Annotated in this window: 18 protein-coding genes; 12 read left to right on the top strand and 6 right to left on the bottom strand. The window is 67.9% G+C overall.

Translation table 11 applies throughout. The annotated features are described in order from the left end of the window. The first annotated feature begins 40 nt into the window (after window positions 1–40). Together Q0X16_RS07615 and Q0X16_RS07610 are read left to right on the top strand one after the other, a co-directional pair. The gene (locus Q0X16_RS07615) at window positions 41–661 is read left to right on the top strand and encodes a DUF4166 domain-containing protein (protein WP_297832836.1); all 621 of its coding nucleotides are present in this window, start codon (window positions 41–43) and stop codon (window positions 659–661) included. Beyond that, on the top strand, window positions 648–1,076 hold the full coding sequence (locus Q0X16_RS07610; RefSeq protein ID WP_297832835.1) for a thiol-disulfide oxidoreductase DCC family protein: 429 nt from the start codon (window positions 648–650) through the stop codon (window positions 1,074–1,076). Before Q0X16_RS07615 ends, Q0X16_RS07610 begins: the two co-directional genes overlap by 14 nt. 55 nt (window positions 1,077–1,131) lie before the next feature. Here the strand turns inward: Q0X16_RS07610 and Q0X16_RS07605 are convergent, their stop codons facing one another. The 4 genes from Q0X16_RS07605 to Q0X16_RS07590 all read right to left on the bottom strand — a co-directional run bounded on the left by Q0X16_RS07605 (window position 1,132) and on the right by Q0X16_RS07590 (window position 3,736). Beyond that, the gene (locus tag Q0X16_RS07605) at window positions 1,132–1,329 is read right to left on the bottom strand and encodes a hypothetical protein (RefSeq protein WP_297832834.1); all 198 of its coding nucleotides are present in this window, start codon (window positions 1,327–1,329) and stop codon (window positions 1,132–1,134) included. After that, window positions 1,326–1,739, bottom strand: a complete 414-nt coding sequence (locus Q0X16_RS07600) for a hypothetical protein (RefSeq protein WP_297832833.1) — start codon at window positions 1,737–1,739, stop codon at window positions 1,326–1,328. The genes Q0X16_RS07605 and Q0X16_RS07600 overlap by 4 nt, the downstream gene beginning before the upstream one ends. 4 nt (window positions 1,740–1,743) lie before the next feature. Then, window positions 1,744–2,676 carry a hypothetical protein gene (locus Q0X16_RS07595; RefSeq protein WP_297832832.1) on the bottom strand — a complete coding sequence of 311 codons (933 nt, stop codon included), beginning with the start codon at window positions 2,674–2,676 and terminating at the stop codon, window positions 1,744–1,746. A gap of 97 nt (window positions 2,677–2,773) precedes the next feature. Beyond that, a complete protein-coding gene (locus Q0X16_RS07590) occupies window positions 2,774–3,736 on the bottom strand; it encodes a hypothetical protein (RefSeq protein ID WP_297832829.1) in 963 nt (320 codons plus the stop codon). A 166-nt stretch (window positions 3,737–3,902) separates the two neighbouring features. On the opposite strand from Q0X16_RS07590, the gene clpB reads away from it, so the two are divergent. Both clpB and Q0X16_RS07580 read left to right on the top strand, forming a co-directional pair. Further along, window positions 3,903–6,485, top strand: coding sequence for an ATP-dependent chaperone ClpB (clpB, locus tag Q0X16_RS07585; RefSeq protein WP_297832826.1), 2,583 nt, complete (start codon window positions 3,903–3,905; stop codon window positions 6,483–6,485). After that, window positions 6,485–7,252, top strand: a complete 768-nt coding sequence (locus tag Q0X16_RS07580; protein ID WP_297832823.1) for a helical backbone metal receptor — start codon at window positions 6,485–6,487, stop codon at window positions 7,250–7,252. The genes clpB and Q0X16_RS07580 overlap by 1 nt, the downstream gene beginning before the upstream one ends. Before the next feature lie 17 nt (window positions 7,253–7,269). On the opposite strand, the gene Q0X16_RS07575 is transcribed toward Q0X16_RS07580, so the two are convergent. Together Q0X16_RS07575 and ybaL are read right to left on the bottom strand one after the other, a co-directional pair. Continuing rightward, window positions 7,270–8,541 (bottom strand): O-acetylhomoserine aminocarboxypropyltransferase/cysteine synthase family protein, encoded by a 1,272-nt coding sequence (locus tag Q0X16_RS07575; RefSeq protein WP_297832820.1) that lies wholly within the window; start codon window positions 8,539–8,541, stop codon window positions 7,270–7,272. Between the two features lie 137 nt (window positions 8,542–8,678). Continuing rightward, the gene (ybaL, locus tag Q0X16_RS07570; protein WP_297832817.1) at window positions 8,679–10,382 is read right to left on the bottom strand and encodes a YbaL family putative K(+) efflux transporter; all 1,704 of its coding nucleotides are present in this window, start codon (window positions 10,380–10,382) and stop codon (window positions 8,679–8,681) included. A gap of 122 nt (window positions 10,383–10,504) precedes the next feature. On the opposite strand from ybaL, the gene Q0X16_RS07565 reads away from it, so the two are divergent. The 8 genes from Q0X16_RS07565 to Q0X16_RS07530 all read left to right on the top strand — a co-directional run. Continuing rightward, window positions 10,505–12,142 (top strand): alpha/beta hydrolase-fold protein, encoded by a 1,638-nt coding sequence (locus Q0X16_RS07565; protein WP_297832813.1) that lies wholly within the window; start codon window positions 10,505–10,507, stop codon window positions 12,140–12,142. Window positions 12,143–12,189: 47 nt separating this feature from the next. Further along, window positions 12,190–14,052, top strand: coding sequence for an ABC-F family ATP-binding cassette domain-containing protein (locus Q0X16_RS07560; protein WP_297832810.1), 1,863 nt, complete (start codon window positions 12,190–12,192; stop codon window positions 14,050–14,052). Between the two features lie 162 nt (window positions 14,053–14,214). Further along, window positions 14,215–14,508, top strand: coding sequence for a zinc ribbon domain-containing protein (locus tag Q0X16_RS07555; protein ID WP_297832807.1), 294 nt, complete (start codon window positions 14,215–14,217; stop codon window positions 14,506–14,508). A gap of 89 nt (window positions 14,509–14,597) precedes the next feature. Then, on the top strand, window positions 14,598–16,361 hold the full coding sequence (gene aspS / locus Q0X16_RS07550; RefSeq protein WP_297832804.1) for an aspartate--tRNA ligase: 1,764 nt from the start codon (window positions 14,598–14,600) through the stop codon (window positions 16,359–16,361). Between the two features lie 219 nt (window positions 16,362–16,580). Further along, the gene (locus tag Q0X16_RS07545; RefSeq protein ID WP_297832802.1) at window positions 16,581–17,120 is read left to right on the top strand and encodes a GNAT family N-acetyltransferase; all 540 of its coding nucleotides are present in this window, start codon (window positions 16,581–16,583) and stop codon (window positions 17,118–17,120) included. Then, a complete protein-coding gene (locus Q0X16_RS07540; RefSeq protein ID WP_297832799.1) occupies window positions 17,110–17,730 on the top strand; it encodes an alpha/beta hydrolase in 621 nt (206 codons plus the stop codon). The genes Q0X16_RS07545 and Q0X16_RS07540 overlap by 11 nt, the downstream gene beginning before the upstream one ends. A gap of 150 nt (window positions 17,731–17,880) precedes the next feature. Continuing rightward, window positions 17,881–21,840 (top strand): phosphoribosylformylglycinamidine synthase, encoded by a 3,960-nt coding sequence (gene purL, locus Q0X16_RS07535; protein WP_297832795.1) that lies wholly within the window; start codon window positions 17,881–17,883, stop codon window positions 21,838–21,840. An 80-nt stretch (window positions 21,841–21,920) separates the two neighbouring features. Next, window positions 21,921–22,819 (top strand): ATPase, T2SS/T4P/T4SS family (locus Q0X16_RS07530; protein ID WP_297832792.1); only part of this gene is annotated, 899 nt, incomplete at its 3' end.

Genomic DNA, 22,819 nt, shown 5'->3' with positions numbered 1-22,819 from the left:
GGGTGTACCTTGACCAAACGCAACACGCTCCATCGGTATCGTGAATGCACCGACGGGCGTGGCAGGGGGCGTTTCACCGCAGGGGGTGGTCGAGACGATGCACGGGGCTTCGATGCCGACGCTGTTCCAGCAAGCGCTGGGTGCGGCCTTTTTCTGGACGGCGCCGTGCGTGCGGCGGCTGCATTCCGTGCGAGGCCAGGCGCGCTATCGCGGGATCAGCCGCATCGAGTGCGGCACCAATCCGCTGGCCCGCCTGTGCGCGCGTACGGCGGGCCTGCCTCCGGCGGGCGATGCGGTGCCGACCACGGTGACGTTCGAAGCCAGCCAGCAGGGGGAAACCTGGCGGCGCGATTTCGGTGGCAGGCAGATGATTTCGCAGCTGGCCTATCGTGACGGCCTGCTGCGCGAACGGCTGGGTCCGATGCAGTTCTGGTTCTGGCTGCATGCGGGCGAGGACGGCGTCCTGTGGTGGCAGGTCGCCGGCGCGCGGCTGTTCGGCGTGCTGCCGTTGCCGAAGAGGTTGTTCGATGGCGTGCGCTGCCGCGAGAGCGAGCAGGAAGGGCGCTATGAATTTCTGGTCGAGGCCGCCTTGCCGCTGATGGGACTGATCGTGCGCTACGAAGGCTGGCTGGAGCCGGAGGCTACCGATGGCGGACGCTGACGACAATATGCGGGCCATCGTCGTGTTCGATGGCGTGTGCGCGTTCTGCAACGGCTCGATCGGGTTCCTCCTGAAGCACGACAAGGCGCAGCGCTACCACTTCGCCGCCATGCAATCCGATGCCGGCCGCGCCCTGTTGCTGGACAATGGCCTGAATCCGGACGACCCGGTGTCGTTCCTGCTCGTGGAATACGACCGGCCCGGTGCACCGCGCATCAGTTCCGACAGCGAAGCGGCGCGGCGGGTGCTGGCGGGTCTGGGCGGGATCTGGCGGCTGGCCAACGTCATGCGGATCGTTCCGCGTGGCTTGCGCGACGGCGCGTATCGCTGGTTCGCGCGAAACCGCTATCGCTGGTTCGGCCGCCACCAGAGCTGCACCATCCCGGTCCCCGAGGTGCGGCACCGGTTCTTGTAATGCCTGTCCAACGAGAGATTGCGCGCCGATGGCGCGAAGATGACCGAAGCCTCGGTCAAGCGTCCTGCGGGCTCGTCAAATTCAGCGATTCGAATATCGGAGTGTCCTGGCGTGCGTCCAGTCCGACCTGCCCCGATCCGTTGCTTCCTGTCACCCACAGGCTGCCGTCGAGTTTCGGCAACGAGGCGCGGCTTTCGCCGGCCGCGATGAAGCGCATGGGCGGGAGAGCTGCGGGATTGGGTGAGGTTGTCATGGGTTGTCGCAACCTGTGCCGGCCGACTCGCGGTCCAGCGGGATGTCGCCGTCGAGCTTGCAGACCAGTTTGTTGTCCGGATGGTGCAGCAGGCGGACCACCGTGCTGTCGCCGAATCGGCCGAGCGAGCTGGCTGGAATCTCCGCATCGACGGGAGCCTTGGTGTGTCGGCCTGAGGACGTGAAGTCGTCGATCTGTACCCACAGCCGCACCGGCACTCTGCCGTTTGCGCCCGGTGGGCCCAGGGTCTGCACGCTTTTCACAACGGCACGAGCGGGCACCCAGGGCCGGGACGTGTCGTTTGCGTCGCGTTTGCGGATGCGGCTGCCGTACCACATCAACAGTCCGATTCCGGCAAACAGGGCCAGGACGAACAGCACCCCGACGGGGATCGACGCAAGCAGACGCATCGCGTCAGGGCACGACGAGGAGGCAAAGCACGCGGTTGCCGGGCTGCGCCTTGCCGTCGCAGCCACGGGTGGCGGTGTAGGAGAGCGAGTGACTGGAGGGCTGCCAGGCGACTGGCCGAGCGTCGGCGTGGGTGAACGTGATCCGGGTGGGTTGGCCGGCATCGAGGTCGAAGACGATGATGCCGTTGCGGCTGGGGTAGATCAGCCGGCGGGAGTCGTATTGCAGCGAAGACAGCTCCCAGCCACCGCTGGCAAGGTCGCGGATCGCACCCTTGCCGACGCGCGTGCGCAGCGTCACGCGGTCGTTCGCGTCGCTGGAAATCCAGACCAGGTGTTTGCCGATTCGGAAAATGCCATCGGCGACCACGTTGTTGTCGGTATCGGGAAGAACCTCTTCGACCGGGAATCGACCGAAGGGGTGCTCGAATTTCGCCTTGACGGAGCCTGGAATCTGTTGTTGACGAAGAGCCTTCGGCGCCTGCCCGGGCCTCACGCTGAAGTAGCGTTCCTGCCAATAAGCAGGGTCGCCCTTGCGTGCGGCGCGGGTTTCCATGGAGGTGGCGACGTACAAGGTGTCGCCGGACCACTGCACTTCGGTGCCGTCCTGGACGATGGTTTCGCCGTTGGGATCGCTGGCGCCCAGCGGCGGCGTCGCCGGCGTGGCGGTGCTGGACGACAGATCGATGATCCAGACGCGGCGACCGAGGCGACTTTCGCCGCAGTCCACGTTCAGCGCCAGGCGCTTGCCGTCGTCGGAGAACGCGGCCTTGCCGGGGTTGCAATTGGCGTTGGTCAGGCCGATCTGGCGCAGCACGGCGTCGGGAATCGTCGAGGGTGCCGCCGGGGCGGAGTCGTGCGCCAGTGCGGGGAGGGCCGTCATGCCCAGGGCCATGAGGGTCGCTGGCAGCCAGTTGAGGCGATGGGACAAGAGCTTCACCACAGGTTCCTCCCGCGCTTCAGGGTTTCCGGATCATAGCCGTCCGGGTAGATCACTTTCATGCCGGGGAGCAGGAGGACGGCAGGCGGCAAACGGTTCATTGTGGCCACTTCACGGAGGTGCAGGATGCGGTGCCGCGGCGCAGCTTGATCACGTCGGCAAGCTGCGCGCTTTGGCCGCAGAACGGCGTTGGAGACGTGCGGCTGGCGTCGATGGTGATGTCGTCGCCGTTGCGGGTGATGGTGACGTGCGACGGGTAATCCTGGTCGTTCCAGACGATGTCGGTGCGGTTCCCCCGGACGGTCCAGGTGGTGTCGTCGTCGCCGCGGTCGGCGTCCATGCTGCAGCTGTTGCCGCCGGGCATGGTCGACAGGTAGTGCAGGCCGGTGATCCGGCCTTCGGCATCGACAGGCAGCCGGATGTCGGTGCTGCCCGCGTCGTCTTCGGTCTTGCAGGCCAGGGAATCCGCGACGAAGCCGTGCGGCGTTTCGGCGTCGGGGTCGGTTTCCTCGACCAGCGCGATGCTTCCCGCAGGCGTGGCGACGGTCAGCCTGCCGTTCTCCAGACGCACCGTGGGCGGGCCGTCTTCTTCGCCGCTGATGTAGTCGCTTGCGGTCAGCGCCAGCTTGCCGCCGGTCAGGTTGCCGACCAGTACCGTGCCGTCGCGTTCGGAAGGCAGGGCGAGGACGAAAAGGTGACCCCCGCAGACCGTGGTCCATTCGGGCGTGTCCGTCTCTTCGGTGGTGACGGCCGAAAGATCCTCCGCAGGCAGCCGAACGCTGTCGCTGAAGGTCTTGCCGTCCACCGTCACCGCAAGACGCGCGAGCCAGGCGTCGTCTTCGATGCTGTTCGTGGCCTGGAAGGTGCCTTTGCTGGCGGCGAGCCAGTCATCCAGCTTCACGCAGCGCGTGTTCGTGGGCTGGGCCGGATCGGTGCCGGAAGCTGCGGTGGCAGTCGGCGCGGAAGCGGTCGGCGACGGCGCGGCGCTGGCGTCGTCGGGAGCCTGGCAGCCGGTCATGCCGACCAGGAGCGCGGAAATCCACAGGAGTGCACGGGACAAGGACGTTCACCTCAAGGCGTGGGGCTGCCCTGTAATACGCCCGAACCCGCCATTTGCGGACAGAAGGCGCTGAAAACCGGCGCAACAGGGCTTGGAAGTGCCGATTCTGACCGCATCTTGAAGGCATTGCCGGGTCGTCCGGCCATTGGATTTCGGAGACTTTCCCATGCGCATGGACAAACTGACCTCGCGCTTCCAGCAAGCTCTTGCCGACGCCCAGTCGCTGGCCGTGGGGCGCGATCACAATTTCGTGGAACCAACCCACCTGCTGCTGGCGCTGCTGGACCAGCAAGGCGGCGGCACGCGCCCGCTGCTGGCGCAGGCGGGCGTCAACGTGCCGCTGCTGCGCGAGCACCTCGCCGAGGCGCTGGACAGGTTGCCCAAGGTGTCCGGGCAGGCCGGCAACGTGCAGGCCGGCAACGACCTGATTCGCCTGCTCAACGTGACGGACAAGCTGGCGCAGCAGCGCGGCGACGCCTACATCGCCAGCGAACTGTTCCTGCTGGCGGCGGCCGATGACGGCGGCGACGCGGGCAAGGCGCTGAAGGCGGCGGGCGGCAACCGGGCCAAGCTCGAGCTGGCGGTCGAGAAGTTGCGCGGCGGCGAGGCGGTTCAGGACGAGAACGCCGAGGACGCGCGCCAGGCGCTGGAGAAATACACCATCGACATGACCGCGCGCGCCGAGGGCGGCAAGCTCGACCCGGTGGTGGGTCGCGACGAGGAGATCCGCCGCACCATCCAGGTGCTGCAGCGGCGCACCAAGAACAACCCGGTGCTGATCGGCGAGCCCGGCGTGGGCAAGACCGCGATCGTGGAAGGGCTGGCCCAGCGCATCGTCAACGGCGAGGTGCCGGAGGGGCTGCGCGGCAAGCGCCTGCTCAGTCTCGACATGGGCGCGCTGATCGCCGGAGCGAAGTTCCGCGGTGAGTTCGAGGAGCGGCTCAAGGCGGTACTGAACGACCTGTCCAAGAACGAGGGCCAGATCATCCTGTTCATCGACGAACTGCACACCATGGTCGGCGCCGGCAAGGCCGAAGGCAGCATGGACGCCGGCAACATGCTCAAGCCCGCGCTGGCGCGCGGCGAGCTGCACTGCATCGGCGCGACGACGTTGGACGAATACCGCAAGTACGTCGAAAAGGACGCCGCGCTGGAGCGCCGATTCCAGAAGGTGTTCGTGGGCGAGCCGACGGTCGAGGACACCATTGCCATCCTGCGCGGACTGAAGGAGCGCTACGCCCTGCACCACGGTGTGGAGATCACCGACCCGGCCATCGTCGCCGCCGCCACGCTGTCCAATCGCTACATCGCCGACCGCCAGCTGCCGGACAAGGCCATCGATTTGATGGACGAAGCGGCGTCGCGCATTCGCATGGAGATCGACTCCAAGCCGGAAGAAATGGACCGCAAGGAGCGGCGGCTGATCCAGCTGAAGATCCAGCGCGAAGCGCTGAAGAAGGAGAAGGACGCCGAATCGAAGCAGCGCCTGGCCGACCTCGAGCAGGAGATCGACGCGCTGGAGCGCGAGTACGCCGACCTGGAAGATGTGTGGAAAGCGGAAAAGGCGACCCTGCAGGGCGCGACGAAGATCAAGGAGCAGATCGAGGCGGCGCGCACCGAACTGGAAGCGGCCCAACGCCGGCAGGACTACGCTGCCATGAGCGAGATCCAGTATGGCCGGATCCCGGCGCTGGAGAAGCAGCTGGCGGCCGCGCAGGAAGCCGAGACGAAGGGTTTCAAGCTGCTCCAGGACAAGGTGACCGCCGAGGAGATCGCGCAGGTCGTCAGCCGCTGGACCGGGATCCCGGTCAGCAAGATGCTGGAAGGCGAGCGCGAGAAGCTGCTGCAGATGGAAGACCAGCTGCACGCGCGCGTGGTCGGGCAGGATGAGGCCATCACCGTCGTCTCCGACGCGGTGCGCCGCTCGCGCGCCGGCCTGTCCGATCCCAACCGGCCGTCCGGCTCGTTCCTGTTCCTCGGCCCGACCGGCGTCGGCAAGACCGAGCTGTGCAAGGCGTTGGCGGAGTTCCTGTTCGATTCGACCGATGCGATGGTGCGCATCGACATGAGCGAGTTCATGGAAAAGCACGCGGTCAGCCGCCTGGTCGGCGCGCCCCCGGGCTACGTCGGCTACGAGGAAGGCGGTTATCTGACCGAAGCCGTGCGCCGCCGTCCGTACAGCGTGATCCTGCTGGACGAGGTCGAGAAGGCGCATCCGGACGTGTTCAACATCCTGCTGCAGGTACTGGATGATGGCCGCCTGACCGACGGGCAGGGGCGCACGGTGGATTTCCGCAACACGGTCATCGTGATGACGTCGAACCTCGGCAGCCACCAGATCCAGGAATTGGCGGGCGAAGGCACGCCGGAGGCCTACACCCAGATGAAGGCGGCGGTGATGGGCGTGGTGCAGGCGCACTTCCGCCCGGAGTTCATCAATCGGCTGGACGACATCGTGGTGTTCCACCCGCTGGACAAGGCGCAGATCAAGCAGATCGCACGCATTCAATTGCGCGGGCTGGAAAAGCGGCTGGCCGAGCGCGGCCTGAAGCTGGACGTGAGCGACGCCGCGTTCGAGCTGCTGGGCAACGTCGGCTTCGACCCCGTGTACGGCGCCCGCCCGCTCAAGCGCGCCATCCAGCAGCAGCTGGAGAACCCGCTGGCGCAGGACATCCTGGCCGGTCGTTTCGCAAGTGGAGATGTCATCCGGGTCAACGCCGAAGGCGGCAAGCTGGTGTTCTCCACCTGATGCGCGTCTTTTCCCACACCTGCTCCAACACAGAGATCGTCTGCGCGCTGGGCTGCGCGCCGATGCTGGTCGGGGTGGACGCCGATTCCGATTACCCGCCGGAGGTCGTGGCCGGATTGCCCAAGACCGGCCGCGACCTCGACCTGGATATCGAGGCGGTGCACGCGCTTGAGCCGGATCTGGTGCTGACCTCGCTGACCGTGCCCGGCCACGAGAAGGTGGTCGATGCGCTGCGTGCGGCGGGGCTTCGGGTGCTGGTCTGCGATCCGCAGTCGCTGGCGGACGTGTACGCCAACGTCCGGGAGATCGCGGACGCGCTGGGCGTGCCGGAGCGTGGTGCGGCGCTGGTGGCGGAGATGGAGGCGGCGATGCCCGAAGTGGCGGTTGCCGGCGCGCGCCCGAAGGTGCTGGTGGAGTGGTGGCCCAAGCCCGTCATCGCCCCGGCGCGGCGTTCGTGGGTGTCGGACCTGATCCGGCGCGCCGGCGGGGAAAACCCGTGGGGCGAGGTCGATGCGAAGAGCGTGCCGATGGAGCCCGCGCAGGCGCGCGCGGCCCTGCCGGACGTGGTGGTGATGAGCTGGTGCGGGGTGAAGGAGGAAAACTACCGCAGCGACGTGGTGAGTGGGCGCGAGGGCTGGGATGCCGTGCCCGCGGTGCGCGACGGCCGCATCCACGCGGTGTCTGAGGCCTACCTGGGGCGTCCCGGCCCGCGTCTGGTGGAAGGCTATCGGCGGCTGCGGGCCCTCCTGACGGCAGCCGCCGACTGACGCCAACTGACGCCGAGTCAGGCGACGGCCAGCGCCTGCTCCACGTCGGCGATCAGGTCGTCGATATGTTCGATGCCCACGCACAGGCGCACCAGATCGGCGCTGACGCCCGCGGTCTTCAGTTCCGCGTCGGTGAGCTGGCGGTGCGTGGTGGTGGCCGGGTGGCAGGCCAGCGAGCGCACGTCGCCGATGTTGACCAGACGCTTGACGATGTCGAGCTTGTCCATGAAGCGCGCGCAAGCCTCGCGTCCGCCCTTGATGCCGAAGGTGAACAGCGAAGACGGAATGCCGCCGTCGATGTATTTCTGCGCCAGCGCGTAGTCCCGGTTGCCTTCCAGCCCGGCGAAGTTCACCCACTCCACCTTCGGGTGCTTTTGAAGGTATTTCGCCAGCGCCAGCGCGTTGGCGCAGTGGCGTTCCATGCGCAGCGGAAGGGTTTCGATGCCCTGCAGGATCAGGAAGGCGTTGAACGGCGAGATCGCGCCGCCGGTGTTGCGCAGCGCCACGGTGCGCGCGCGCGCAACAAAGGCGGCGGGGCCGAAGGCGTCGGTGTACACCACGCCGTGGTAGGCCGGTTCCGGCGTGGAGAACTGCGGGAAGCGCGGGTTGCTCTTCCAGTCGAACTTGCCGCTGTCGACGATGATGCCGCCGATGCTGTTGCCGTGGCCGCCCATGAATTTGGTGAGCGCGTGCACCACGATGTCCGCGCCGTGTTCGATCGGGCGGCACAGGATCGGCGTGGGCACGGTGTTGTCCACGATCAGCGGCACGCCGTGGTCGTGCGCCACCTTGGCCAGCGCGGCGATGTCCACCACGTTGCCGGCGGGATTGCCGACCGATTCGCAGTACACCAGCTTGGTCTTGTCATCGATGGCGCGGGCGAAGGCCTCCGGATCGCGACCGTCCACCAGACGCGCTTCCACGCCCAGCGATTTCAGACTGTGGACGAAGAAGGTGTAGGTGCCGCCGTAGACCTGGCTGGTCGCCACGATGTTGTCGCCGGCTTCGACCAGATTCAGCACCGAGGCGGTGATCGCGGCCATGCCGGAGGCGAACGCCAGCGCCGCCACGCCGCCCTCCAGCGCCGCCACGCGCTGTTCCAGCACGTCGGTGGTGGGATTCATGATGCGGGTGTAGATATTGCCCGCCACCTTCAGGTCGAACAGGTCCGCACCGTGCTGGGTGTCGTCGAAGGTGAAGCTGGTGGTCTGGTAGATCGGCACCACCACGGAGCGGGTGGTCGGGTCGTTCTTGAAGCCGCCGTGGATGGCAATGGTTTCGCGTTTCATGGGATGCCTCGTGGGGTCGGGCGCCGGGCGGGAAGCAGCCCGGTGTGCCAACGGACTTTAACCGCCGCGGGCGGCGCGTGCGGGTGGGCGCAGGTGACGATCGGGCATGCCGGCATGCGCCGCGGCGCGGAGCGGGGTCAGGCCGCGGTGGCGTCGGCCGGCTGGCGCGGCGCGCGCCAGGGCGGCATGGCCAGCACCATGTCGCGCAGCGAGTAGGCCAGTTCGCGTTCGGCCAGCACGGCCGCATCGGCGCCGTGCGCCAGCAGGTGCTTGACCTCGGCTTCGCTGTGCGCGCGCGACAGCACGCTGATGCCGGGGTTGGCCGCCTTCAGGCGCTCGATCGCCTCGCCGGCTTCCAGCGCCTGCGGCATGGCGAAGATCGCCAGCTTCGCGCGCTCGGGCGCGGTCTCCTGCATCACCCGCGCGTTGGCAATGTTGCCGCGCACGGTGGCCAGCCCGCTGGCGCGCGCGGCGGTCACCCGGTCGGCGTCGTGTTCGACCACCACCACCGGCAGCCCGCGGTCGTGCAGCAGGTGCGCCAACTGGCGGCCGACGCGGCCGTATCCCACCACGATGATGTGGTCGTTGGCGGTGATCGGATCGACGGTGGGTTCATCTGCGTGCGGGTTTGGCGCTGTGCCGGGAGAGACGGCTTCCTGGCGCGCCTGCCAGCGGTCCAGCGCCATGAACAGCAGCGGGTTGAGCATGATCGTGATCAGCGCCCCGGCCAGCACCAGGTCGAGGCCGTCCTTGGGCAGGATCTTCAGCGACAGGCCGAGCCCGGCGATGATGAAAGCGAATTCGCCGATCTGGGCGAGGCTGGTGGAAATGGTGAGCGCGGTGGCGTTCGGGTGGCCGAACAGGCGCACGATGGCGTAGGCCGCCGCCGATTTGCCGAACACGATGATCAGCGTGGTGGCCAGCACCTGCAGCGGATGCTGGACCAGGATGTGCGGATCGAACAGCATGCCCACAGAGACGAAGAACAGCACCGCGAAGGCGTCGCGCATCGGCAGCGAATCATTGGCCGCCTGATGGCTGAACTCCGATTCGTTGAGCAGCATGCCGGCGAAGAACGCGCCCAGCGCGAAGCTCACGCCGAACAGCTCCGCCGAGCCGAACGCCACGCCCATCGCGATCGACAGCACGGCCAGCGTGAACAGCTCGCGCGAGCCGGTGCCGGCGATGCGCTCCAGCACCCACGGGATCGCCTTGCGCCCGACCACCAGCATGAAGGCAACGAACGCCGCGACCTTGCCGAGCGTGATCGCCAGCGCCTTGCCGATCTCGGCCGGGCCGGCCGCCTCGCCGCCGCCGAGCGCGCCAGCGAAGGCGGGGATCAGCACCAGCGCGACCACGCAGGCCAGGTCCTCCACGATCAGCCAGCCGACCGCGATCTTGCCGCGCCGGGTGTCGAGCAGGCGCCGCTCTTCCATCGCCCGCAGTAGCACCACGGTGCTGGCGGTGGCCAGCGAAAAGCCGAAAATGATGCCCTCGATGTGGCGCCAGCCCATCAGTTCGGCCAGCCCCCAGCCCAGCCCGGTGGCGACCGCGGTCTGGGCGATCGCGCCGGGGATGGCGATGTTCTTCACCGACATCAGGTCGCGCAGCGAGAAGTGCAGGCCGACGCCGAACATCAGCAGGATCACGCCGATTTCGGCCAACTGCGGTGCCAGTTCCGCATCGCCGACGAAGCCGGGCGTGAACGGCCCGGCCAGCACTCCCGCCAGCAGGTAGCCCACCAGCGGCGACAGCCGCAAGCGGTTTGCCAACGCGCCCAGCGCGAACGCGAGCACGAATCCGTACACGAGGATGGCGATCAGCGAGGTGTGATGCTGCATGCGGCGTCCAAAGTGGCAGTGCGACCAGTTTCGCACGGTTTGCGACGGGGACAGGTCTAGATTTCGATCATGTTGGGCTCCGAAGCGATGCATACTCGCCACATTCCCTTGCGGAGGTCGCCATGATCCAGCCGTCCCTGCGCAGCCTGCTGCTGACTGTCTTGCTGTGCGTGTTGCCATCCGTGCAGGCTTGTGCCGATCAGGCCGCGGAGCCGCTGCGGGTTGAAATTCCATCGGGCGGCGCGGCGGCTTCGGGTCGGTTGCTGGTCAATCTGCAGCCCGCCGGTGTGGCCGAAAGAAATGCCCGCGACGGCGTGGTGCGGGCGGTTTCGATGAGCCCGTTCGGCGGTGTCACGGGCACCATCATCGGCATGGACGTGGCATGGTTGGCACCGGGACAACCTCTGGTGGTCGATGCCTCGGCGCAGAGTTATCCAACCGCGCTGTCCGAGCTGCCTGCGGGCGAGTACTACATCCAGGCGGTGCTCGATACCGCCCGCGACAACAACTACGGCGGTTCCAGCGACGACATCGCCAGCAAACCGATGAAGATCGCCTTGGGCAACGGTCGTGGCCTGCCGCTGCTTCTGCTCGACCAGAGATCCAGCGCGCCATCGGACCCATGGGCGCTGCCGCCGGGCGCGCCGGAAGAAATGCGGGCCATGATTGCGTCGGCGAAGCCGCACATCCGGAAGCTGGATTTCGTCAGCGAGAAGCTCACGGCATTCTGGGGGCGACCGATCCACATGCGTGGATGGGTGGTACTGCCGCCCGGGTATGCGGATGGCAACGGCAGGTATCCGGTCGTGTACTGGACCCACGGGTTTGGCGGCAACCTGAGCCGGTCGCTGTTTCCCGCCGTCGCCGCGTTCACCGGCATGGCCAATGGCGACGACCCGCCGATGCTCTGGGTGTTTCTCGACGAATCCAGCGCCACCGGCACCCACGAGTTCGCCGATTCGGTCAACAACGGCCCGTGGGGCGCGGCGCTGACCGAGGAACTGATTCCGCAGATCGATCGCGAATACCGCACCGACGGCGAGCCCGCGAGCCGTTTCGTCACCGGCCATTCCTCGGGCGGCTGGGCGGCACTGTGGCTGCAGGTGCGCTATCCGAAAGTCTTCGGCGGCAGTTGGCCGACCGCACCGGATTCAAGCGATTTCCATGACTTCACTGGCGCCGATCTGTACGCGCCTAACGCCAACGTGTATCGCCGCGCCGACGGTTCGGCAATCCCGCTGGTGCGCATGGATGGCAAAGTGGTGGCGACCTTCGAACAATTCGCAAGAATCGAGGCGGTGACGGGTCCCTACGGCGGGCAGATGGCCTCGTTCGAATGGGTATTCTCGCCGCGCGGCGCCGATGGCCGGCCGGTGCCGATGTTCGATCGCCGTACTGGCGCGGTAGATCCGGCGGTGGCCGCCTACTGGCGCGACCACTACGACATTTCGCACATCGTCACTCGCGACTGGAACACGCTGAAACCCGACCTGGATGGCAGGATTCACCTGATCGTCGGCACGGCCGACACGTTCTATCTCGATGGCGGCGCGCGTCGCCTCGAGGCGGCGATGCGCTCGGTCGGAGCGAAAACCGGCTTCCGCTTCCTGCCCGGTCGCACCCATTTCGACCTGTATACAGTGGGCAATGACCGCCATGCCTTGTCGCGCACGATTGCCTGGGAGATGTACAAGATCGCCCGTCCCGATGCGGTGGTGCCGGCCGATCTGCCCGAGCCGGAACTCGAACCCGGGCATTGATCTTCGCCATGCGGCGGGGCGGCGGTCGGGCATCGTAAAATCCGCCGATGATTTCCTTCCGCAATTTCGCCCTGCGCAGGGGCGAACGCCTGCTGCTGTCCAATGTTGATCTGACCCTGCACGCTGGCTGGCGGGTGGGCGTGGTAGGTCGCAACGGCGCCGGCAAATCGTCGCTGTTCGCCACCTTGCTGGGCGCGCTGGAGCCCGACAAGGGCGACCTGGAACTGCCCGGGAAAGCGCGGATTGCCGCAGTGGCGCAGGAGACTCCGACGTTACCCGACCCGGCGATCGACTTCGTGCTGTCCGGCGATGCCGCCGTGCACGCCGCCATCCAGATGGAAGCCAATGCGTTTGCCAACGAAGATTGGGAGGCGGTGGCCGAGGCGCACCAGCGGCTGGAGGAAGTGAATGGCTACGACGGCACCGCGCGCGCCGGCCGGCTGCTGCATGGGTTGGGATTTCCGGCCGAGGTGCATGAAAAGGCGGTAGCGGACTTCTCCGGCGGCTGGCGGGTGCGCCTGAACGTGGCGCGTGCGCTGATGACGCCTTCGGACCTGCTGCTGCTGGACGAGCCCACCAACCACCTCGATCTGGATGCCGTGGTGTGGCTGGAGGAGTGGCTCAAGCGCTATGACGGCACCCTGCTGGTGATCTCGCACGACCGCGAATTCCTCGACAACGTGACGACCCACATCCTGCATCTGCACGACGGCACGGCGAAGCTGTATGCGGGCAACTACACCGATTTCGAGCGCCAGCGCGCCGAACACCTGCGCCAGCAGCAGATCGCGCACGACAAGGAACAGGCCGAACGCGCCCATCTGCAGAGCTTCATCGACCGCTTCAAGGCCAAGGCCAGCAAGGCGCGGCAGGCGCAGTCGCGGATCAAGCGCCTGGCCAAGCTGGCCGGCACCGAGGCGGTGCGCGCCGAGCGCGCGCTGCGGATTGACCTGCCCGTGCCGCTTCGGCTACCCACTTCGTTGCTGTCGCTGCATGCCGTGGACGCCGGCTATGGGCCCAACGCGCGGATTCTGGGAGGCGTGGAATTCGGGCTGGAGTCCGGTGACCGCATCGGCCTGCTGGGTCCCAACGGTGCCGGCAAGTCCACCCTGGTCAAGACGCTGGTCGGTGACCTGCCGCCGATGGCCGGCGAGCGCAAGGCGCATCCGGACCTGCGCATCGGCTATTTCGCCCAGCACACGGTGGAATCGCTGGTGGCCGGCACTTCGCCCCTGGATCATTTGCGCAAACTCGACGCCGATGCGCCCAATCAGGTGCTGCGTGATTTTCTCGGCAAATGGAACTTCCCCGGCGACCGCGCCTTCGAATCCATCGACACCTTCAGCGGCGGCGAGAAAGCGCGGCTGGCGCTGGCACTGCTGGCCTGGCGCCGCCCCAACGTACTGCTGCTGGACGAGCCCACCAACCACCTTGACCTCGACATGCGCGAGGCGCTGGCCGAGGCGCTGTCCGATTTCGACGGCGCGATCGTGCTGGTCAGCCACGACCGCCATTTGATCGGGCTGGTGTGCGACGGCTATTGGCGTGTGGCCGGTGGCAAGGTCGAGCCCTTCGATGGCGATCTGGACGAATATGCCGCGTGGCTGCGTTCGCGTCCGGGCAGCGACAATCCCGGGACGCCGGCGCCGAAGAAGGCCGCGGAGATCGTATCGCCCGCGCCCGTCGTGGTCGCGTTCGCCAAGCCGAAAATCAATCCGCACAAACTTCAGAAGGCCGAAGAGCGGGTGGCGCGACTGGAAGGCAAATTGGCGGACTGCGAGGCCAGGATGGTGGAGCCGGAGAACAGTTCGGATCCCGGCAGGATCGCCGATCTTGCCCGCGAACAGATGCAGTTGCGCGCCGAGCTGGATGCGGCCGAGAGCGAGTTGCTGGCGTTGTATGGCGGCTGATGTCGGCAGTTCCCGTGGTTTTGTCGGTTGGTCTTGGCCGATGCGGCATGAATTCGCGTACCTCACCCTGATCTTCGGACTGCCGGTCATCCTGCGCTTGAAAATTCCGAAGTCGCCCCAAGGTAGGCGCCGTTCGTCCCTGTCTGGAAATCGCGAGCCGCCATGCCGATTTACGCCTTCGCCTGCAATGCCTGCGGCCACCATTTCGATCACCTGCAGCGGCTGTCCGACGTCGATCCGGACACCTGCCCACACTGCGGCAAAAAGGGTCGGCTGCATCGCGAACTGACCGCGCCGCAGTTCAGGCTGGCGGGTTCGGGCTGGTACGAGACCGATTTCAAGTCCAAGGGCGAGCATCGCCACAATCTGGCGGGCGACGGCGGGAAAACGTCCGAGGGCAAGAAGGAAACGGCCTCGGAGTCCAAGCCGGCGGCAACGTCGTCAAGCGGGGAATGATCCGGATTCCGAAAGTCCGGGTCGTTGCGCGTTTGCCCTAAAATACACAGTCCACCGGCAGATCGCCGGCATCCGGTTCTGGAGTTTCCATGCGCAGCCACTTTTGCGGCCTGATCGACGAGGCGTTGATCGGCCAGACCGTCACCCTGTGCGGCTGGGCCGACGTTGCCCGCAACATGGGCCAGATCGTGTTCATCGACCTGCGCGACCATGAAGGCATCGTGCAGATTGTCGCCGAGCCGGCGGAGACGGAAGGCAATGCCGCCGTGCTGGCCGTCGCCGCCAAGGTGGGCTACGAGGACTGCCTGTGCGTCACCGGCATCGTGCGCAGGCGCCAGTCGGTCAACGACAGGATCAGGACCGGGCAGGTGGAGGTGGTCGCCACCCGCATCGAAGTGCTGAACAAGGCCGAGCCGCTGCCCTTTCACCATCACGAGAACCCGGGCGAGGACATCCGCCTGAAGTACCGCTACCTCGACCTGCGCAGCCCGGAGATGCAGCGCAAGCTGCGCACCCGCACCAAGCTGGTGTCGGCGCTGCGGCACTACCTCGACGCCCGCGGCTTCCAGGACATCGAAACCCCGATCCTGACCAAGGCTACGCCGGAAGGTGCGCGCGACTTCCTGGTGCCGGCGCGGATGCACCCCGGCGAGTTCTACGCGCTGCCGCAGAGCCCGCAGCTGTTCAAGCAGATCCTGATGGTCGCCGGCTTCGACCGCTACTACCAGATCGCCCGCTGCTTCCGCGACGAAGCCCTGCGCGCCGACCGCCAGCTGGAATTCACCCAGCTCGACATGGAGTTCGCGTGGGTGGGCGAGCGCGACGTGCAGGATCTGACCGAGGACATGGTCCGCCACGTGTTCCGTGAGGTCGTCGGCGCCGAACTCGCCGCCGAGTTCCCGCGCATGACGTATGCCGAGGCGATGCGCCGCTATGGCTCGGACAAGCCGGATCTGCGTTTCGGCCTGGAACTGGTCGACGTGGCCGAGCAGGTGAAGGACTGCGGGTTTGCGGTGTTTTCCAGCGCCGCCAACGACGCGGGCGGGCGCGTGGCGGCGCTGCGCATCCCCGGCGGCGCGTCGCTGTCGCGCAAGCAGATCGACGACTACGCCGCGCACGCCGCCAAGTACGGCGCCAAGGGCCTCGCGTACGCGAAGATCGACGAGGCTGCCGCGGTCAATTCGCCGGTCGCCAAGTTCTTCGCCGAGGGTGCGTTCGAGGCCGTGCTCAGGCACGTTGGCGCCGGCAATGGCGACCTCGTGTTCTTCGGCGCGGGCAGCTACAACAAGGTGTCCGACTTCATGGGCGCGGTGCGGCTGAAGGCCGGCAAGGACTTCAACCTCGTCGCCGAGGGCTGGGCGCCGCTGTGGGTCACCGACTTCCCGATGTTCGAATGGGACGAGGAGGAGCAGCGCTACGTCGCCCTGCATCACCCCTTTACCGCGCCGGCGGTGGATTCCATCGACGACCTGCGCGCCAACGCCCGCACGGCGGTCAGCCGCGGCTACGACATGGTGCTCAACGGCAACGAAATCGGCGGCGGTTCGATCCGCATCCATCGCCCGGACATGCAAAGCGCGGTGTTCGATCTGCTCGGCATCGGCGCCGGGGAGCAGCGCGCCAAGTTCGGCTTCCTGCTGGACGCGCTCAAGTACGGCGCGCCGCCGCACGGCGGCATCGCCTTCGGCATCGACCGCATCGCCGCGCTGATGGCCGGGACCGAGTCCATCCGTGACGTGATCGCCTTCCCCAAGACCACCTCGGCGCAGTGCCTGATGACCGATGCGCCGTCGCCCATCGACGATGCGCAGTTGGCCGAGGTGCATGTGAAGGTGCGCGACGCTGCGGGCTGAAGGGCGTGCATGCCGACGCAGTGTCGTCGAAGGGCTCATGAGAGCGTGCGGTGCGGACACCGTGGCGCCCCGACCGCGGGCGGCGCTTGCGGGTTTCCTGGCAGTGCGGGGCGGTCAGTGCCGGGCAGCAGGCTTGCGTGCACCGTGGGCATGACGGGTTGACTCGGAATTGGTTGCAGCCATCCGGGCTACAGTGTGCGCAGGAGGCCTGCTCATTCCATGGAAGCCACCATCCGCCGCGCCACCCTTGCCGACGCCGACACGCTGGCCGAACTCGGCGCGACGACCTTCACCGAAACCTTCGGGCATCTGTACCGGCCCGAGGACTTGCGCACCTTCCTCGACCAGAGCCACGCGCCGGCGGTCCATGCCAAGGTACTGGCCGATCCGATGTGCGCGCTGTGGCTGGCCGAGGTGGATGGCCGCGCCATCGGCTACGCGCAGGCCGGTCCCTGCGGGCTGCCGCATCCGGACGTACGCGCCGGTGACGGCGAACTCAAGCGGCTCTACGTTCGCGCCGAGGCATGCAACCAAGGCCTCGGGCGCGCCTTGATGGACACGGCGATGGCCTGGCTGCTGGCCGAGGGCCCGCGCACGCTGTGGCTTTCGGTGTGGTCGGAGAATTTCGGCGCGCAGCGGTTCTACGCCCGCTACGGTTTCGCGTTTGCGGGCGAATATGCCTTCATCGTCGGCGAGCAGCAGGATCGCGAGTTCATGTATCGCCGCCCGGGCGACGCGGGGCGCGGCAATGGCGACTGAAGTCCTGCTCGTCCACGGGCTGTGGATGCACAGCATCGCGATGTGCTGGCTGGCGGCGCGGCTGCGCGAGCAGGGCTTTGCGCCCCGTGAATTCGGTTATTACAGCCTGCTGCAGGACACCGACGCGGTGGTGGCGCGGCTGGCCGAAACCTGGGCCGCGCGGCCGGGCATGCACGTGGTCGCGCACAGTCTGGGCGGGCTGCTGGCGCTGCGTGCGGCCAGGCAGCTGGGCGCCGGGATCGCCGGACGTGTCGTCTGTCTTGGCAGTCCGCTGGCCGGCAGCCACGTGGCGCAGGGCGTGGTGAAACGGATTCCTGCCGGCGACTGGCTGGTGGGTTCCAATCGCGACCTGCTGCAGGCGGGTATCGGGCGCATTCCGCAGGGGATCGAGGCCGGCGTGATCGCCGGCAGCGTGCCGCGCGGGCTGGGTGGTTTGCTGGCGCGATTCGACGGCCCGCACGACGGCACCGTGGCGGTCGCGGAAACCCGGGTGCCGGCGCTGGCGGATCACGTGGTGGTGCCGGCCAGCCACAGCGGGCTGCTGTTTTCGGAGCCGGCGGCCCGACAGGCCGCCAGTTTCCTGCGCGAGGGCCGCTTCGAAACCGCCTGACCGCCTGCCGCGCCAGATGAAAGTGGGCGAAGAGGGGCATCGTCCGGACGCCCGCCAGAACGGCGCCCGTGAACAAGGGGACGGCGCGGCCGATGAGCAAGGCGCCCGCGGCTCGGCTACAATCCGGGTCCGCCCAAAGCCAAGCCGGACATGATCGCCCTCGAGGGCGCGCCCGCCCTGTCGCCGTTCCGCCGCGACCGCCTGCAGGCCCGCCTGCAGACCCTCGTTCCCGAACTGCGGATCGCCGGCAGTTGGCACGGATACTGGATCGACCCCGAGCCCGGAAGCACGCCGGACGCTGCGGCGCTGTGCCGCATCCTGCAGGCGGGCGACGCCTTCGCCGCGGCGGAGGCCGGTGCCGTCACGCGCTTCATCGTGCCCAGGCTGGGCACGCTCTCGCCCTGGGCCAGCAAGGCCACGGAACTGCTGCGCGGGGCCGGTTTGCCGGTGCGCCGGGTCGAGCGCGGTACCCGCGTCGATCTGCTCGGATGGCCGGCGGAGCGGGGCGTGCAGCAGACGTTGCGCGATCTCCTGATCGACCCGATGACCCAGTCCCTGCTGGACAGCAGGGAGGCCGGGGCGGAGCTGTTCACCGCACCACCGGCCGGGGCATTCGAGGTGGTTCCGCTGGCGCAGTTGGAAGCGGCCAACGCGCGACTGGGTCTGGCGCTGGCCGACGATGAGATCGCCTACCTGCGCGCGCGTTACGCCGAGATGGGGCGCGATCCGCACGACGTCGAACTGATGATGTTCGCTCAGGCCAACTCCGAACACTGCCGGCACAAGATCTTCAACGCCAGCTGGACCATCGACGGGCAGGCGCAGCCGCTGTCGCTGTTCAAGATGATCAAGAACACCCAGGCGCAGACTCCCGACCACGTGCTGTCGGCCTACAGCGACAACGCGGCCGTCGTGGAAGGCCATGCCGCTGCGCGCTGGCGCCCGGATCCTGCCAGCCAGCTGTACCGCACCGAGCCGGCGGCGGATTCGGCGTTCTGCATCAAGGTCGAGACCCACAACCACCCGACCGCGATCGCGCCGTTCCCGGGCGCGTCCACCGGCGCCGGCGGCGAGATCCGCGACGAGGGCGCCACCGGCCGCGGCGGTCGCCCGAAGGCGGGGCTGTGCGGCTTCTCGGTCTCGCACCTGCGCATCCCGACCTTGGCGCAGCCGTGGGAGGCGTCGCGCAGCCTCAATCCGCGCATGGCCACAGCGTTTGAAATCATGCGCGACGGCCCGCTGGGCGCGGCCGCCTTCAACAACGAATTCGGCCGGCCCAACCTGACCGGCTATTTCCGCAGCTTCGAACTGCACGAAGCCGACCGGCTCACCCGCGCCTACGACAAGCCCATCATGCTGGCTGGCGGTCTGGGCGCGATCGATCGCGGGCAGGTGGAAAAGCTGCGGCTGTCGCCGGGCGATGCGGTGATCGTGCTCGGCGGGCCGGCGATGCTGATCGGCCTCGGCGGCGGTGCCGCCAGTTCGGTGGCCTCCGGCGATTCCGCCGAGGACCTCGATTTCGCTTCGGTGCAGCGCGACAACCCGGAAATGGAGCGGCGCGCCCAGGAAGTGATCGACCGCTGCGTGGCGCTGGGCGCGGACAATCCGATCCTGTGCATCCACGACGTCGGCGCGGGCGGGCTGTCCAACGCCATCCCCGAGCTGCTGCACGACTCCGGCGTGGGCGGTGTGATCGACCTGGATCGCGTGCCCAGCGACGATTCTTCGTTGACGCCGATGCAGCTGTGGTGCAACGAATCGCAGGAGCGCTACGTGCTCGGCGTGGCGCAGTCGCGGCTCCCGGAGTTTTCCGCACTGTGCGGTCGCGAGCGCTGCCCGTTCGCGGTGGTCGGCACCGCCACCGCCGAGGAGCGCCTGGTGGTCGGTCACGGCGTGGATATCCAGGTTCACGAGGCACCAGACCATCAGCGCGGGTCGCAGCCGTTGGCCATCGACCTGCCGATGGACGTGCTGTTCGGCAAGACGCCGAAGATGCACCGCGACGCCGCGCATCCCGTGCGGCCGCGCTGGCCGCAGCTGGAGACTGACGCGCTGGACCTGCGCGAGGCCGGGCTGCGGGTGCTGGCGCATCCGACGGTCGCGTCCAAGTCCTTCCTCGTCACGATCGGCGACCGCGCCGTCGGCGGGTTGACCGCGCGCGACCAGATGGTCGGGCCTTGGCAGCTGCCGGTGGCCGACTGCGCAATCACCTTCGCCGGCTTCGAGGGCCAGGCCGGCGAGGCGATGGCGATCGGCGAGCGCACGCCGCTGGCGCTGCTGGACGCCGCCGCCGCCGCCCGCATGGCGGTGGGCGAGGCGATCACCAACCTGATGGCGGCACCGCTGGAATCGCTGCGCCGGGTCAAGCTGTCGGCCAACTGGATGGCCGCCGCCGGCCACGCCGGCGAGGACGCGCGGCTGTTCGACGCGGTCAAGGCGGTGGGCATGGAACTGTGCCCGGCGCTGGAACTGGGCATCCCGGTCGGCAAGGATTCGTTGTCGATGCAGGCGGTGTGGCAGGAGGGCGCGGGCCGGAATCCGGACCAGGCATCGGCACCAACGAACAGATCCATCTCGCCCGTTTCCCTCATCGTCACGGCCTTCGCTCCGGTGTCGGATGTGCATGGGCAGCTGACGCCGCTGCTGCAACGCGGGGTGGCGTCCGAACTCTGGCTGATCGGGCTGGGCGCAGGGCGCCAACGCATGGGCGGTTCGATCCTGGCGCAGTGTTATCCCGAGGCCAACGGCGAGGGCGCGCTGCCGGCGTTTGGTGGCGATGTCCCGGACCTGGACGACCCGCAGCGACTGCGCGCGCTGTTCGAACTGATTCGGGAAGCGCGCGAGGAAGGCCTGCTGCTGGCCTACCACGACCGCTCCGACGGCGGCGTGTTCGCCAGCCTGTGCGAGATGGCCTTTGCCTCCCGCATGGGGCTGGAGATTCGCCTCGATGGCTGGGGCGAAAGCCGCTCCGGCGATCCGCTGCGGGTGCTGTTCAACGAGGAATTGGGTGCGGTGGTGCAGGTGCCGATCGCCGAGCGCGCCGCGTTCGCCGATCTGGTGGCCCACCACGGTCTGATCGAGTGCGCCCAGCGCATCGCGGTGCCGACCACGGCTCCGACGGTCAGGGTCAGCGACGGCGACGAATTGCTGACGCAGTGGCGTTGGGACGAACTGTTCGATGCGTGGTGGTCGGTGAGTCACGCGATCCAACGCCTGCGCGACAACCCCGAAAGCGCCGACAGCGAACGCGCGCATGCCCGCCGTTTCGATGCGCCCGGGCTGCTCCCCGAGCTGACATTCGATGCGGCCGAAGATGTCGCCGCGCCATTTGTCGCCACCGGCGCTCGGCCGAAAGTGGCGATCCTGCGCGAGCAGGGCGTCAACAGCCAGGTCGAGACCGCCTTCGCCTTCCACCGCGCCGGGTTCGACAGCTACGACGTGCACATGAGCGACCTGATTTCCGGGCGCTTCGACCTCGCCGATTTCCACGGCCTGGTGGCCTGTGGCGGCTTCAGCTACGGCGACGTGCTCGGCGCCGGCCGCGGCTGGGCGACCTCGATCCTCGAGCGCGCCGCGCTGCGCGAGATGTTCGGCGCGTTTTTTGCCCGCGATGCGACCTTCGCGCTGGGCATCTGCAACGGTTGCCAGATGCTGGCCCAGTTGCGCGACATCATCCCCGGCGCCGATCGCTGGCCCAGTTTCCAGCGCAATGCCAGCGAGCAGTTCGAGGCGCGCCTGGTCCAGCTGCAGGTGCAGCAGTCGCCGTCGATCTTCCTGCGCGGCATGGAAGGATCGCGCCTGCCGGTGGCCTCCGCCCACGGCGAGGGCAGGGCGGTATTTGCCGACGCCACCGACCAGGGGGCAGTGGATGTGGCCCTGCGCTACGCCATCGGAAGCGAGGTCGCGGGCGCCGATTGCTATCCCGCCAACCCGAACGGCTCGCCCGACGGCATTGCCGGAGTCTGCAACCGCGACGGCCGCGTGTTGGCGCTGATGCCGCATCCGGAGCGCACCCTGCGCCGCGGCAATTTCAGCTGGGCGCCCGGCGGCTGGCCCGACGATTCGCCGTGGGTGCGGATGTTCCGCAACGCCCGGGTCTGGTTGGGCTGACGGCCGCAGGCGCGGCGCCTGCGGTTCCGGCGCGCCCGCCGTCCTGCTAAAGTCTGCGGCAGGTGCTCGGAGGGGCGCGAGTGAACGCCGTTGCAGAAGACTCTGTCCAGGTCCCGCAGGGCCCGGAAGAACGCATCATCGCCCAGTTGCTCAAGTACGGCCGCCTGAAGGAGGCCGATCTCGCCAGCGCGCGCCGGTTGCAGGAGCAGGACGGCGGCGACCTTTTGATCCTGCTGGCGCGGCTCGGGCTGGTCTCCGAGCGCGACCACGCCGTCGCCTGTTCGTCCGAATACGGGCTCGAACTGCGCAACACCAAGGATCTGCCCGACCTGCCGCCCGAGGACCTCGCGCTCAGCGTGAAGTTCATGAAGCAGTACCACGTCGTCCCGGTGGGCGTGGATGCGGACGGGGTCGACGTGCTGCTGGCCGACCCGCAGGACCCGTACATTCTCGAAGCGGTGGAACTGGCGCTGGGCCGCGCGCTGCGCCCGGCGGTCTGCCCGCGCTCCGAAATCGACGAACTGATCGAGCGCTGGTACGGCCAGGGCCGCAGCACGATGGACAGCATCGTCGAGGGCGCCGAAGGCGGCGAGGAGATCCTCGACGATGTCGAGCGCCTGCGCGATCTGGCTTCGGAGGCGCCGGTCATCCGGCTGGTGAACCTGATCGTCCAGCGGGCGGTCGAGCTGCGCGCCTCCGACATCCACATCGAACCGTTCGAGAACCGGCTGAAGGTGCGCTACCGCATCGACGGCGTGCTGGAGGAAGGCGAAAGCCCGCCGGCCAACCTGACTGCGGCGGTCATCAGCCGCGTCAAGATCATGGCCAAGCTCAACATCGCCGAGCGCCGACTGCCGCAGGACGGGCGGATCGTGGCGCGGGTGCAGGGCAAGGAACTCGACCTGCGCGTGAGCACGGTGCCGACCGCGCACGGCGAGTCGGTGGTGATGCGACTGCTCGATCGCGAAACCGTGGTCCT

This window comes from Thermomonas sp. (assembly GCF_025993755.1).
GTDB lineage: Bacteria > Pseudomonadota > Gammaproteobacteria > Xanthomonadales > Xanthomonadaceae > Thermomonas.
This window is presented reverse-complemented; position numbering and strand designations above follow the sequence as displayed.

What these genes read in the sequence shown, in the direction of transcription:
- Q0X16_RS07605 (WP_297832834.1), bottom strand. Translation starts at nt 1,329, where the DNA reads ATGACAACCTCACCCAATCCCGCAGCTCTCCCGCCCATGCGCTTCATC.
- aspS (WP_297832804.1), top strand. Translation starts at nt 14,598, where the DNA reads ATGCGCAGCCACTTTTGCGGCCTGATCGACGAGGCGTTGATCGGCCAG.
- Q0X16_RS07560 (WP_297832810.1), top strand. Translation starts at nt 12,190, where the DNA reads ATGATTTCCTTCCGCAATTTCGCCCTGCGCAGGGGCGAACGCCTGCTG.
- Q0X16_RS07575 (WP_297832820.1), bottom strand. Translation starts at nt 8,541, where the DNA reads ATGAAACGCGAAACCATTGCCATCCACGGCGGCTTCAAGAACGACCCG.
- Q0X16_RS07580 (WP_297832823.1), top strand. Translation starts at nt 6,485, where the DNA reads ATGCGCGTCTTTTCCCACACCTGCTCCAACACAGAGATCGTCTGCGCG.
- Q0X16_RS07555 (WP_297832807.1), top strand. Translation starts at nt 14,215, where the DNA reads ATGCCGATTTACGCCTTCGCCTGCAATGCCTGCGGCCACCATTTCGAT.
- ybaL (WP_297832817.1), bottom strand. Translation starts at nt 10,382, where the DNA reads ATGCAGCATCACACCTCGCTGATCGCCATCCTCGTGTACGGATTCGTG.
- Q0X16_RS07545 (WP_297832802.1), top strand. Translation starts at nt 16,581, where the DNA reads ATGGAAGCCACCATCCGCCGCGCCACCCTTGCCGACGCCGACACGCTG.
- clpB (WP_297832826.1), top strand. Translation starts at nt 3,903, where the DNA reads ATGCGCATGGACAAACTGACCTCGCGCTTCCAGCAAGCTCTTGCCGAC.
- Q0X16_RS07600 (WP_297832833.1), bottom strand. Translation starts at nt 1,739, where the DNA reads ATGCGTCTGCTTGCGTCGATCCCCGTCGGGGTGCTGTTCGTCCTGGCC.
- Q0X16_RS07565 (WP_297832813.1), top strand. Translation starts at nt 10,505, where the DNA reads ATGATCCAGCCGTCCCTGCGCAGCCTGCTGCTGACTGTCTTGCTGTGC.
- Q0X16_RS07610 (WP_297832835.1), top strand. Translation starts at nt 648, where the DNA reads ATGGCGGACGCTGACGACAATATGCGGGCCATCGTCGTGTTCGATGGC.
- purL (WP_297832795.1), top strand. Translation starts at nt 17,881, where the DNA reads ATGATCGCCCTCGAGGGCGCGCCCGCCCTGTCGCCGTTCCGCCGCGAC.
- Q0X16_RS07540 (WP_297832799.1), top strand. Translation starts at nt 17,110, where the DNA reads ATGGCGACTGAAGTCCTGCTCGTCCACGGGCTGTGGATGCACAGCATC.